This window comes from Streptomyces sp. NPDC053367 (genome assembly GCF_044545925.1).
Classification (GTDB): Bacteria; Actinomycetota; Actinomycetes; order Streptomycetales; family Streptomycetaceae; genus Streptomyces.
Genome location: NZ_JBITYN010000007.1, coordinates 155,265 through 167,789 on the forward strand (window position 1 = coordinate 155,265; position 12,525 = coordinate 167,789).

The window sequence follows — 12,525 nt, forward strand, 5'->3', positions numbered from 1 at the left end:
GCGTGGGCCTCACGGCTGGTGGTGCTGGTCCCGGGGTCTTCCCGGGACCGGGCCCGCCCGGTCCAGCAGGCCCGTGCGCGCGGCGAGGGCCGCCGCCTCCAGACGGGAGCCGACGCCCAGCTTCATCAGCACACGCTGGACGTGGGTGCGGGCGGTGGAGGGCGCGATACCCATCCCCGCGGCGATCAGCCGGGTGTCCTCGCCGTCCGCGACCCGCACCAGGACCTCCACCTCACGCGGCGTCAGCATCTCCAGCAACCGCCGGCCCTCGTCGTCCGGCTGGGCCGCCGGATTGAGCAGCTCGCCGAACGCCCCCTGCAACAGCTGCGGCGCCACCGCCGCCTCCCCCTGGCGGGCCTTCATCATCGCCCGCTCCACGCCCTCGATCCGCTCGTCGTGGCGTACGTACCCCGAGGCACCCGCGGCGAAGGCCGCCGCGATCCCGCGCGGGCTGGGCACCGGGCCCAGCACCAGCACCGCCACCTGCGGACGCTCCCGCTTGATCCGCACCACCGGGTCGAACGCCCCCGGCTCCGCCGGTGTCGCCGTGCCCAGCAGGCACACCTCCGGCGCCCGCGCGATCACCAGCTCCGCCGCGCCCGCCGCGGGCGCCGCCGCGGCGAGCACCCGGTGCCCACGCAGCTTCAGCGCCGAGGCCAGCGCCTCGGCCAGCAGACGGTGGTCGTCGACCACCATGAGCCGCATTCCCATCGAGACCCCCCAGTCCCCCCAGTGGATGTCCCGGAAGCTACAGGCTCGCTCGGCATCGCGCTGCCCCTCCCGGCGAGAAGTGCCTCCCGATCGGGGAAAAACCGGGGAAATGCCAGGCCCGCACGGACGAGACCCCGTCCCGGGACGGGGGACGGGGTCTCGTGCGGCCTCGCGGGGGTCTCGCCGGGGGCCTCAGCTCGCGCCGAAGGCGATGAACAGGTAGTCGGTCTCGCCGCCGATCGAGCCCAGCGTGCTGGCGTACACGTCCGCCATGAACAGCCGCCCCTGCGCGTAACGGATCTCGGCGTGGTTGGGCAGGAAGCTCGCCTCCACGTCACGGATCTGCTCGGCGTCCGGGTTCTGCAGCAGCTTCGTCTCCTTGAAGGAGCCGCCGTCGAGGCTGACGATCTGGCCGCCCCTGTCGTAGGGCGGGGTCTTGTACGCGATCAGGTTCGGGCCGTCCATCCGCAGCGGCCACAGCTCGTACTCCTCGCCGGCGTCCGCACGCTGGCCGGTCTCCTTGCCCGTCGCCAGGTCGAAGGAGACGATCGCGTTGGTGGAGTCGCGCTCCACGGTCGGCAGGTACAGCCGGTCGTTGCCGACGACGACGCCCGCGCAGTCCTCGACCCGGGAGATCGTCTCGCACTCGCCGTCGTAGTCCTCGTCGGAGGCGGAGATACGGGTGCGCAGCTTGCCGGTCTTGTTGTCGATGGAGAAGAAGTCCAGGATCTGCGGACCGTCACCGGCCATGTCACCGACCTCGGCGGCCACCACCAGCGGATCGGTGGAGACGATGCCGGCGTACTCGATGCCGCTGTCCATCTTGTACTCGGAGATCACCTTCCCGGACTTCGGGTCGATGGTCTGCACATGCAGCGTGCGGTTGCCGTACTGGCCGCACTTGCGCAGCGCGACCAGCTTCGGGCCGCCGCCGTAACCGGCGTCGTAGCAGGTGTCGGTGGCCTTGGGGGCCCACAGCTGCTTGCCGGTGGCGATGTCGAAGGCGCCGCCGCCGCTGGTGCCGCCGACGGCGACGGTGGACCCGCTGACGGTGACGTTGTCGAGGAAGATGTCCTCGTCACCGAGCTTGACGCTCTTCTGCCACAGCTTGGTGCCGGCCTCCAGGTCGATCGCGGCGACCTGGCTGCAGCCCTCGGAGGAGCTCACGGCGGGCATCTTCGGCTGGAAGACGACGGCGGCCTTGTTGTCGTCGCTGGTGAACCGGCTGGCGTGGCACACCGGTCCGGGCAGCTCGACCGTCCACTTCTCGGTGCCCTTGTCGAGGTCGTAGCCGACGATCTCGGCGACCCCGCTCTTGGCGTACACGCTGTCGGTGAGCCAGGAGCCCTCGACGGCGACCGTCTCGTCCTTGCGGACCTTCGGCATCGGCACCTGGTAGAGCACCTTCGCCTTGGGGTCCGCTGGCACCTTCTCGGTGGCCTTGGCGGAGCCGCCGCCCTCCCCCCCGCCGGAGCCGCCCTTCTCGTCGCCGCCACCGCCGCCGGTGCCTCCGCCGGAACCCGCCGAGTCCTTCTTGCCGCCGTCGTCGGAGGAGTTGGCGTACCAGACACCGCCGCCGATGATCAGCGCGATCGCCACCACCGCGGAGACGATGATCGCCAGCTGGGCGTTGATCCTCCGCCCGCCGCCCTGTCCCGCGGCCGCGGGGGCCATGGGCACCGTCGCCTGCGGGAAGCCGTAGCCGGGCTGCTGGCCGTACGCGCCCGGCTGGGGCTGGCCGTACGGGTTCGGCCGGCCCGGGTAGCCGTAGCCGGGCGCGGGCGTCTGCGGCGGCTGCGGGACCGCGTGCGGATAGCCGTAGCCGGGCGGCTGCGGCTGCGGCTGCGGCTGCGGCTGCGGGGTGCCGTAACCCGGCTGCGGGGCCGGGGTCTGGGCGCCGAAGCCCGGCTGCTGCGCAGGCGGCGGCGGGGTCTGCGGCGGGGTCTGCGGCGGCTGGGGCGCGCCGAAGCCGGGCTGCTGCGGCGGCTGGTCCTGCGGGGCTCCCCCCTGCGGGGGCTGGCCGGGCGGCGGGGGCGGCGTCGTCATGGTGTGAGTACCTCGGTGGGACGGAACGGGTGCGCGGGCGGACGAGGTGTGATCGCTCGGGTGCCGGGCGCCGGACGGGCGGGCCGGATCACTTGCCGAAGACGATCATCAGCTTCTCCTTGTCCTCGTCGTTGCCGGTGAGCCGGGTCGTGGCCAGGTACAGCCGCCCGCCGGTCCAGTTCAGTTCACGCGAGAAGAAGCTGTTCTCGATGCCGGAGACGCCCTCGGGGTTCTGCAGCACCTTCACCGGCGTGTGCGTCGTGCCGGCGGTCGCGACCGACACGACCTGGCCGCCGGCGTCGTACGACGGCTCGACGTAGGCGACCAGCTTGCCGCCCTCCAGCCGCAGCGGCAGGATCGTCTGGTCCGTCGGGGACTTCACCCGCCACTTCTCCCTGCCGGTGGCCAGGCTGATGGCGAGGATCTCGTTCGCCCCGCTGGTCGCCTCGGTCGGCAGGTAGAGCATGTCGCCGCCGACGGCGACGCCCTGACAGCCGGTCAGATCACGCTGCAGGATCGCCCAGCCGCACTCGGGCGCGATGGACTCCTTGGTGGAGACCTGGGAGCGGATCCTGCCCTGCGGGGTGAAGGCGGCGATGTTCCAGGTGTCCTTGTCCTCGTTCTCGCTGTAGACCACCAGCGGGTCCACCGACAGGGTCCGGTTGATGCGGTAGCCCTTGTCGTACTTGAACGTCCACTTGACCTTGCCGGTCCTCGGGTCGAGCTCCTGCAGCTCCTCGTGCTCGCCGGCACCGCCGAGGTCGCAGGAGGCGACGGAGATCAGCCGGGTGCCGCCCGCGAACGCGCTCGGGTAGCAGGAGTCGCCGTACTTCTTCTTCTCGTACAGCTTCTTGCCGCTGTGCACGTCGTAGGCCACACCCGACTGGGAGCGGCCCACCATCAGGGTGTTGCCCGCCAGCGACAGCTCGACCGTGATCGCACTGTCGAACAGCGCGCCGTCGGCGACCTCCGCCTTCCAGCCCTGCCTGCCGGTGTTGAGGTCGACCTGCTGGAGCTGGTTGCACTTGGCGCGGTCGCTGGCACCGCTCATGTACGCCACGACGATCTTGTCGTCGGCCGACTTCTGCCGGGTCGTGGCACAGATCTTCTGCGGGAAGGTGATCGGTTCCCAGGTCGGCTTGCCGTCGGCGACGTCGTAGGCGAAGAGCTGCTTGTACGCCGCCTTCACCGCGGTCTTGTCGTTGATCCACATGCCGTTGGCGTCGGCGCCCGAACCGGGGGCGTCGGGCGCCTCCTTGTACCAGAGCACCTTCGCCTCGCCGGGCTTGCGGCCCTCGTTGAGGTCGGTGGTCTCCTCGCCGCCGTCGCCCGAGCCGTCACCGGGGTTGACCGGCGCGTCGGTGGCGGTCGGCTTGGCGTCGTCGCTCTTCTGGGCGACCGGCTTCTTCTTGCCGCCCTTGTCGTCGTCGCCGCTCGTCACCGCGAACACCGTGCCGCCGACGACGAGGAGCGCCGCCACCGCCGCGCCGATGATCATCGCGGGCTTGCCCTTGAACGGGTTGCGCGAGCCACCGCCGGAGGGCACCGGGGCACCCGGGTACTGGGGCTGCTGCGGGTAGCCGTAGCCCGGCTGCTGGCCGTACGGGCCCGGCTGGGGCTGGCCGTAGGGGGCAGGCTGCTGCGGCTGGCCGTAGGGACCCGGCTGCTGCGGCTGGCCGTAGGGGCCCGGCTGGGCGTACGGGCCCGGCTGCTGCGGCTGGCCGTAGGGACCCGGCTGCGCGTAGGGGCCGGGCTGCTGCGGGTAGCCGTAGCCGGGCTGCGGGGCCGGCGGGGTGGGCGGGGTCTGAGGCGGCTGCGGCGCGCCGTAGCCGGGCTGCTGCGGCGGCTGGTCCTGCGGTGCTCCGAAACCGCCGGGCTGCGGCGGCTGGTCGGGCGGCTGAGTCATCAGCGTCTTCCCCCTCGTTCACTGATTTTTAGCCACGCCCTGAGGTACGTGATGGACCCAGAGCCGTTCGGTCTCAGACGGTTCTCAGACGGCTCTTTCTATCACTGACCCCTGACAGTCAAGGGGCCCGGCTCCACCCCTGTTCCCAAGGGAGGACCGGGCCGTGATGCTGCCGTTACGCGCCTTCACGCCCCCTTCACGCGCGGCGCGCGCCGGGTGCGGCTACGCGTCCTCGGCCAGTTCCAGCCAGCGCAGCTCCAGTTCCTCGCGCTCGCCGGCCAAGGCCCGCAGGTCGGCGTCGAGTTCGGCGACCTTCGCGAAGTCGGTGGCGTTCTCGGCGATCTGCGCGTGCAGCTTGCTCTCCTTCTCGGAGATCTTGTCGAGCTGCCGCTCGATCTTCTGGAGCTCCTTCTTGGCGGCGCGCTGGTCGGCGGCGCTCTTCTCGGTGGTGGCCGGCTTCGGCGCCGCCGCCGGGGCGTTGGCGGCCGCCGCCTCCTCCATGCGCTTGCGGCGCTCCAGGTACTCGTCGATGCCGCGCGGCAGCATCCGCAGCGTGGAGTCGCCGAGGAGGGCGTACACCTTGTCGGTGGTGCGCTCGACGAAGAACCGGTCGTGGGAGATGACGATCATCGAGCCGGGCCAGCCGTCGAGGACGTCCTCCAGCTGGGTGAGGGTCTCGATGTCGAGGTCGTTGGTGGGCTCGTCGAGGAAGAGGACGTTGGGCTCGTCCATGAGCAGGCGCAGCAGTTGCAGCCGGCGCCGCTCACCGCCGGAGAGGTCGCCTACGGGCGTCCACTGCTTCTCCTTGTTGAAGCCGAACGTCTCGCACAGCTGACCGGCCGTCATCTCGCGGCCCTTGCCCAGGTCGACGCGCTCGCGCACCTGCTGCACGGCCTCCAGGACCCGGGTGGCGGGGTCCAGTTCGGCGACCTCCTGGGAGAGGTAGGCCAGCTTCACCGTCCTGCCGACGTTGACGCGGCCGCCCGCGGGCTGCGCCTCGCCGTCGGTGCGCGCCGCGTCGGCCATCGCCCGCAGCAGGGACGTCTTGCCCGCGCCGTTGACTCCGACGAGGCCGATGCGGTCGCCGGGGCCGAGCTGCCAGGTGACGTGCTTCAGCAGCACCTTGGGGCCGGCCTGGACGGTGACGTCCTCCAGGTCGAACACGGTCTTGCCGAGCCGCGAGGACGCGAACTTCATCAGCTCGCTGGTGTCCCGGGGCGGCGGCACGTCCTTGATCAGCTCGTTGGCGGCCTCGACCCGGAAGCGCGGCTTGGAGGTTCGGGCCGGGGCGCCGCGGCGCAGCCACGCCAGCTCCTTGCGGACCAGGTTCTGCCGCTTGGTCTCCTCCGTCGCCGCGATCCGCTCGCGTTCGGCGCGCGCGAAGACGTAGTCGGAGTAGCCGCCCTCGTACTCGTAGACGGCGCCGCGCTGCACGTCCCACATGCGGGTGCAGACCTGGTCCAGGAACCAGCGGTCGTGGGTGACGCACACCAGCGCCGAGCGGCGCTCGCGCAGGTGCTGGGCGAGCCAGGCGATGCCCTCGACGTCGAGGTGGTTGGTGGGCTCGTCGAGCACGATCAGGTCGTGGTCCTCGATGAGCAGCTTGGCCAGCGCGATACGGCGCCGCTCACCACCGGACAGCGGCCCGATGACGGTGTCCAGGCCCTTGGGGAAGCCGGGCAGGTCCAGCCCGCCGAACAGTCCGGTGAGGACGTCGCGGACCTTGGAGTTGCCCGCCCACTCGTGGTCCGCCATGTCCCGGATGACCTCGTGCCGGACGGTCGCCTCCGGGTCGAGGGAGTCGTGCTGGGTGAGCACGCCGAGGCGCAGTCCGCCCGAGTGCGTGACCCGTCCGGAGTCGGCGTCCTCGAGCCGGGCGAGCATCCGGATCAGCGTCGTCTTGCCGTCGCCGTTGCGGCCGACCACCCCGATACGGTCGCCCTCGGAGACGCCCAGGGAGATCCCGTCCAGCAGGGCACGGGTGCCGTACACCTTGCTGACGTTCTCGACATTGACCAGGTTGACGGCCATTTCACTCCTGCCCGGGGGATGGATCGCCCGTCCAGAGTAGTCGGAGGTCAGCCCCCGCCTCGCTGCTCCTCGCGGCGCCGCCGGTAGTGCCAGACCGCCTGCAGCGGCAGGTGCTCGTCGGCGAGGCCCTCCTCCAGCGGCCCGATGCGGGCCTCGGCCTCGACGCAGCGCGGGTCGTCACGGTTGGCGAGACCGGCGACGGCGTGGATCCGGATGCGCTGCCGCTCGTCCCGCGAGAGGTCCCACAGCATGTCCCCGATCCCGGGGACCGCGCTCTCGCCGCTGCCCTGATGGCAGAGCCAGTGGCACACGCTCGCGCGTACCCCGGCGTCCGGGTCACGGGCGAGGACGCGCACGGCGGCGAGGCCGCCCGCGCCGAGAGCCTCCCCCGCGGACAGCAGGTTCGGCACCCAGGCCCGTATCCGGGGGTCCGGGTGCGCGCGGCAGGCCAGGCCGACAGCCTGGATCTCCGGGCCGTCGGCCCAGGTCAGCGCGTTGAGCAGGACGTCCAGGACGGCCGGGTCCGGCTCCCGCAGCGCCCAGGGGGCGAGCTGCCCCGCCCGCCCGGCGTACGAGTCGCGCCCGCGGCCCACGTCCCCGATGACCAGGGACAGCAGGACGTCGGCGGCGAAGAGCCGGAGCAGCGGGTCGGGGCTCTCGCTCAGCCGGGTCGCCGCCGCCCAGGTCCGCTCGTTCGGCCTCCGGCCGAGTTGGTGCATCACCTGGGACCAGACCAGGTGGCCGCGGTCCGGGTACGCCAGGGCGCGGGCCATCAGCTCGTCGAAGGGGACGCGCAGGCCGAAGCGCGTCTCCAGGACGGTGAGGGTCGCCAGGTGGCCGTCGTGCAGGGCGAGCCCGCCCAGTTCGAGGCGCTCGTACCAGCAGCCGGTCGTGTCGTGCAGCCTGGTCCGTACGGCCGGTTCGGTCAGGCCGGTCCGTCGCCTCAGCTCGGCCTCGGCGCCGGTACGGGCCCAGTGGCGGGCGCGCTCCAGCAGTTGCTCGCGCAGGGGGCCGGGGTAGGCGGCCCGGTCGGGCAGCACGGCGAGCGTCAGCCACGGCGAGCCCGAGTCCAGGGCGCGCAGCAGGGGGGTGCTGCCGTCGGGCAGCGGGCGCAGGGCGTCGGCCCCGGCGGCCCTCAGGGCCTCGGCGACGGGTTCTTCGTACGCCGCGACGGCCGTGCACAGCAGGGGCAGTCCGCTCTCGGGGTCGGGGGTGTCCGGGTCGGCGCCGTCGTCCAGCAGGGTGCGCACCTGTTCGGCGTCGCCGCGGCGCACGGCGGCCGCAAGAGCGTGGTCCATCCGGCCGCCTCCGTGGGGTCGGGCTCAGCTGATCGTGGCGCCTTCCGCCGGCCCCTGGGCCATGCGGACCGTGCGGCAGGTGCCCGAGGCGCGCAGGGCGCCGGCGACCCGCTGGGCCGCGTCGGGGTCGCGGGTGAGGAACGCGGTCGTCGGGCCGGAGCCGGAGACCAGGGCGGCCAGGGCTCCCGCGGCGCGCCCGGCGGCCAGGGTGTCGGCCAGCTCGGGGAAGAGGGAGAGCGCGGCGGGCTGCAGGTCGTTGGTGACGGTGGCGGCCAGCGCCTCGGGGTCGCCCTTGGCCAGGGCCGCGAGCAGCTCCGGCGAGGCGGCCGGCTCGGGGATGTCGCGGCCCTCGGCGAGCCGGTCGAACTCGCGGAACACGGCCGGGGTGGACAGGCCACGCTCGGCGACCGCGAACACCCAGTGGAAGACGCCGCCGACCTCCAGCGGGGTCAGCAGCTCGCCCCGCCCGACGCCGAGCGCCGCCCCGCCGACGAAGCTGAACGGCACGTCGCTGCCCAGCTCGGCGCACATCTCCAGCAGTTCCTCGCGGGTGGCGCCCGTCCCCCACAGGGCGTCGCAGCCGAGCAGGGCGCCCGCGCCGTCGGCGCTGCCGCCCGCCATGCCGCCGGCGACGGGGATGTCCTTGGCGATGTGGATGTGCACGTCGGGCGTGCGGTCGTAGCGCCGGGCCAGCTCGATCGCCGCGCGCGCGGCGAGGTTCGAGGTGTCCAGGGGGACCTGGGCGGCGTCCGGGCCCTCACAGGTCACCCGCAGGCCCTGCGGCGACGGGGTCACGGTGATGTCGTCGTACAGGCCGACCGCGAGGAAGACGTTGGCCAGGTCGTGGAAGCCGTCCGCGCGGGCGGCGCCCACGGAGAGCTGGACGTTGACCTTGGCCGGGACACGTACGGTCACACTCACCGGTCGGTCTCCCCCTGCTCGTGCCTGTGCTCGGCGATGCGCGCGAACTCCTCCACCGTGAGCGACTCCCCGCGCGCCTGCGGCGAGATTCCCGCGGCGACCAGGGCGGCCTCGGCCGCGACCGCGGAACCGGCCCAGCCGGCGAGTGCCGCGCGCAGCGTCTTGCGCCGCTGGGCGAAGGCCGCGTCGACGACGGCGAAGACCTCACGCTTGGAGGCGGTGGTCTTCAGCGGCTCGGTGCGGCGGGTGAGGGCGACCAGTCCGCTGTCCACGTTCGGTGCGGGCCAGAAGACGTTCCGGCCGATGGCTCCGGCGCGCTTGACCTCGGCGTACCAGTTCGCCTTCACGGACGGCACGCCGTACACCTTGGAGCCGGGCGCCGCGGCGAGCCGGTCGGCGACCTCCGCCTGCACCATCACCAGGGTGCGCTCGATGCTCGGGAAGGTGTCGAGCATGTGCAGCAGCACCGGCACGGCCACGTTGTACGGCAGGTTCGCCACGAGTGCCGTCGGCGGCGGTCCGGGCAGCTCGGTGACGTGCATCGCGTCGGAGTGCACCAGCGCGAACCGGTCCGCCCTTCCCGGCATACGCGCCTCGATGGTGGCGGGCAGCGCGGCCGCGAGGACGTCGTCGATCTCCACCGCCGTGACCCGGTCGGCCACCTCCAGCAGCGCCAGGGTGAGGGACCCGAGCCCCGGGCCGACCTCGACGACCACGTCGTCGGGCCGGACCTCGGCGGTCCGCACGATACGGCGGACCGTGTTGGCGTCGATCACGAAGTTCTGGCCGCGCTGCTTGGTCGGGCGCACACCGAGCGCGTTCGCGAGTTCGCGGACGTCGGCGGGCCCGAGGAGGGCGTCGGGGGTGGGGCTGCTCACGGCACAAGAGTACGGGGAGGCACCGACAGCCCTTCACGGCTCACCGGGCCCGGCCCCCGCCCTGCCGGGCCATGGGCGGCTCAGCCGTGCAGCCCTGCCGGGTCGTGGGCGGCTCAGCCGTGCAGCCCCGCCGGGTCGTGGGCGGCTCAGCCCTGCAGCCGTGCGCCGCAGTGCGGCCAGGGGCCGGCGCCGCGCCGCGTGTACAGCTTCTTCGCGCGGAAGGTCTGCTCCGCCGCGGGCGCGTCCTGCGGGCGGCCGCTGCCGCCGAGGCTCTGCCAGGTGCGGGTGTCGAACTGGTACAGCCCGCCATACGTGCCGGACGGGTCGACCGCGTCCGGCCGTCCGCCCGACTCGCAGGCGGCGAGGCCCTGCCAGTCGAGGTGGTCGGCGCCCTGCACGGAGGCCGGCATCGGCCTGGTGCCCACCTTCACGATCCGGCTGACCGGCTCGCGCACCAGCTCGGTCCCGACCAGGCGCGGCTTCTGCCGCACGCCGTTGACCGTGCGCACGTGGAAGGTGACCCGGCGCAGGCCGGGCTGCCCGGCCCGCTCGATCACCTCCATCCCCTTGAACAGGGCCGGGTCCTCGGTCCGCTCCACCTCGAAGGGGATCAGCTCCTCGCGCACCTCCCTCGTCCTGGTGATCCGCAGCACCGTCACGGTCTGCCCGTCCCTCGGGAAGCTGCCCTGGGGCACGGAGGTGGTGTCCTCACCGCGCAAGGTGATCCCGGCCTGCTCGACGGCCTCGCGCACGGTGGCGGCGTTGGTGCGGATGGTGCGGGCGCGGCCGTCCGCCATGATCGTCACGGAGCGCTCGGTGCGCACGTCGAGGGCGAGTCCCTCCCGCCCGATCCGTCTGGAGCGCGCGGCGGACAGGTACGCGCCCTCCACGCGGACCCCCAGCTGTCCGAGCGCCTCCTCCACGGTGCCCGCCGTCGTCCACACCTCGTGGCGGTGTCCGTCGAGCGTGAGCCGGAGCGGGCGGCCGTACCGCACCACCACCTCGTCGCCGCTGTCCAGCTCCGTGCCGGGAGCGGGCGCCACCACGTCGTGCGGTCCGACCTCGACGCCCTGCTGCTCCAGCAGCTCGGTCACGTCGTCGGCGTAGGTGTGCAGGGTGCGGGACCGGCCGTCGACGCTCAGTTCGACGGCCTTGTCCTCGGCGACGAACGCGGTGGTGCCGCCCGCCAGGAAGGCGACGACCAGTGCCTGCGGCAGCAGCCGGCGCACCGATCCGTCCGCGCGGACCGTGCCGACCGCGCGCGCGAAGCCCTCCGCGCGTCCCGCGCCGCGCGCCCTGCGCCGGTGCCCGGGCCGCCGTCCCGCCTCGGGGGGCACTCGGTACGCGCGCGTGGCGGGGTCGTCGTCGTACGCGCGCGTGACGGCGTGCTCGTCGTAGGGGGCCGTGCTCTCGTAGGCGGGGGCGTACGTGTCGGCGTAGTGCGGCTGCGGCTGGGGGCCGAAGGAGCGCGCCGGCCGGGGCGGCTGGTACGAGGCGGGCGCGGTGTACGCGGTGTACGCGGCCGGGTACGGCTCGCCGTAGCCCAGGGTCTCGGCGGTGTGAGGGTCGAACGGCTCGTACGCCTCGTGCGGGTCGTACGCCTCGTGCGGGTCGTAGGACTCGGTCGGGTCGTAGGACTCGGTCGGGTCGTAGGACTCGGTCGGCTCGTACTCGGGGATGCGCGCGTACCGCTCGTCGCGCACGTACTGCGAATCGCTCACGCCGACACGCTCCAGGGGTCCGCGGGGGCCGGATCGGGCCCCCAGAACCTAGCGGAGCGATCGTCACTCTCCAAAGCGACGCGACTACGCCGTGTGGTCAGTAGCCGAAGGCGCGGGCCGTGTTCGCCGCGAGGGCCGTCGCCAGCGCGTCCTCGTCGATGCCGCGCACGGCGGCCATCGCTCGCACCGTGACCGGAATGAGATACGGGGCATTGGGCCGTCCGCGGTACGGCGCGGGCGTGAGGAAGGGCGCGTCGGTCTCCACCAGCAGCAGCTCCAGGGGCGCCACCGCGACGGCGTCGCGCAGGTTCTGGGCGTTCTTGAAGGTGACGTTGCCGGCGAAGGACATGAAGTAGCCCTCGCGGGCGCAGATCTCCGCCATGTCGGCGTCGCCGGAGTAGCAGTGGAACACGGTCCGCTCGGGGGCGCCCTCCTCCTTCAGGACGCGCAGGACGTCCGCGTGGGCGTCACGGTCGTGGATGACCAGGGCCTTGCCGTGCCGCTTGGCGATCTCGATGTGGGCGCGGAAGGAGCGCTCCTGTGCGGCCTTGCCCTCCTCGCCGGTGCGGAAGTAGTCGAGGCCGGTCTCGCCGACGCCCTTGACGTGCGACAGCGCGGCCAGCCGGTCGATCTCGGCGAGGGCCTCGTCGAGCGCGGCGTCGCCGCCGGGTGCGCGGGCGCCCTGCCGGGACCAGCCGTCGGGGTCGCCGTGGACGATCCGGGGCGCCTCGTTGGGGTGCAGGGCGACGGCCGCGTGGACGGCGTCGTGGGCCGCCGCGGTCTCGGCGGCCCAGCGCGATCCGGCCACGTCGCAGCCCACCTGCACGACGGTCGTCACCCCGACCGACGCCGCCTTCGCCAGGGCCTCCTCGACCGTGCCGGACTGCATGTCGAGGTGGGTGTGGGAGTCGGCCACCGGCACCGCCAGGGGCACGGGCAGGGGCGGCGCGGCGTTCTTGTCGGCGGCGTTCGAAGGCATGCCCCGATCCTACGGAAGGGGCGTGCCGGGCCGG

At 73.2% G+C, this 12,525-nt stretch carries 9 protein-coding genes; all 9 read right to left on the reverse strand.

The window, feature by feature from the left end:
• Nucleotides 1-9: 9 nt before the first annotated feature.
• The 9 genes from ACIGXJ_RS20725 to ACIGXJ_RS20765 all read right to left on the reverse strand — a co-directional run bounded on the left by ACIGXJ_RS20725 (nucleotide 10) and on the right by ACIGXJ_RS20765 (nucleotide 12,491).
• The gene (locus ACIGXJ_RS20725; RefSeq protein ID WP_399647326.1) at nucleotides 10-711 is read right to left on the reverse strand and encodes a LuxR C-terminal-related transcriptional regulator; all 702 of its coding nucleotides are present in this window, start codon (nucleotides 709-711) and stop codon (nucleotides 10-12) included.
• Between the two features lie 192 nt (nucleotides 712-903).
• Nucleotides 904-2,757, reverse strand: coding sequence for a PQQ-binding-like beta-propeller repeat protein (locus ACIGXJ_RS20730; protein ID WP_399647329.1), 1,854 nt, complete (start codon nucleotides 2,755-2,757; stop codon nucleotides 904-906).
• Nucleotides 2,758-2,845: 88 nt separating this feature from the next.
• On the reverse strand, nucleotides 2,846-4,663 hold the full coding sequence (locus tag ACIGXJ_RS20735) for a PQQ-binding-like beta-propeller repeat protein (RefSeq protein ID WP_399647331.1): 1,818 nt from the start codon (nucleotides 4,661-4,663) through the stop codon (nucleotides 2,846-2,848).
• A gap of 222 nt (nucleotides 4,664-4,885) precedes the next feature.
• Entirely contained in the window at nucleotides 4,886-6,694 is a 1,809-nt protein-coding gene (locus ACIGXJ_RS20740; protein ID WP_399647334.1) for an ABC-F family ATP-binding cassette domain-containing protein, read from the reverse strand.
• A 47-nt stretch (nucleotides 6,695-6,741) separates the two neighbouring features.
• Entirely contained in the window at nucleotides 6,742-7,992 is a 1,251-nt protein-coding gene (locus ACIGXJ_RS20745) for a hypothetical protein (protein WP_399647336.1), read from the reverse strand.
• Between the two features lie 24 nt (nucleotides 7,993-8,016).
• Nucleotides 8,017-8,913, reverse strand: coding sequence for a 4-(cytidine 5'-diphospho)-2-C-methyl-D-erythritol kinase (locus ACIGXJ_RS20750; protein ID WP_399647338.1), 897 nt, complete (start codon nucleotides 8,911-8,913; stop codon nucleotides 8,017-8,019).
• Nucleotides 8,910-9,791 (reverse strand): 16S rRNA (adenine(1518)-N(6)/adenine(1519)-N(6))-dimethyltransferase RsmA, encoded by an 882-nt coding sequence (gene rsmA / locus ACIGXJ_RS20755; protein ID WP_399647340.1) that lies wholly within the window; start codon nucleotides 9,789-9,791, stop codon nucleotides 8,910-8,912. The genes ACIGXJ_RS20750 and rsmA overlap by 4 nt, the downstream gene beginning before the upstream one ends.
• Nucleotides 9,792-9,937: 146 nt before the next feature.
• A complete protein-coding gene (locus ACIGXJ_RS20760; protein WP_399647343.1) occupies nucleotides 9,938-11,512 on the reverse strand; it encodes a ubiquitin-like domain-containing protein in 1,575 nt (524 codons plus the stop codon).
• Between the two features lie 97 nt (nucleotides 11,513-11,609).
• Nucleotides 11,610-12,491, reverse strand: a complete 882-nt coding sequence (locus ACIGXJ_RS20765; protein ID WP_399647345.1) for a TatD family hydrolase — start codon at nucleotides 12,489-12,491, stop codon at nucleotides 11,610-11,612.
• Nucleotides 12,492-12,525 lie beyond the last annotated feature (34 nt).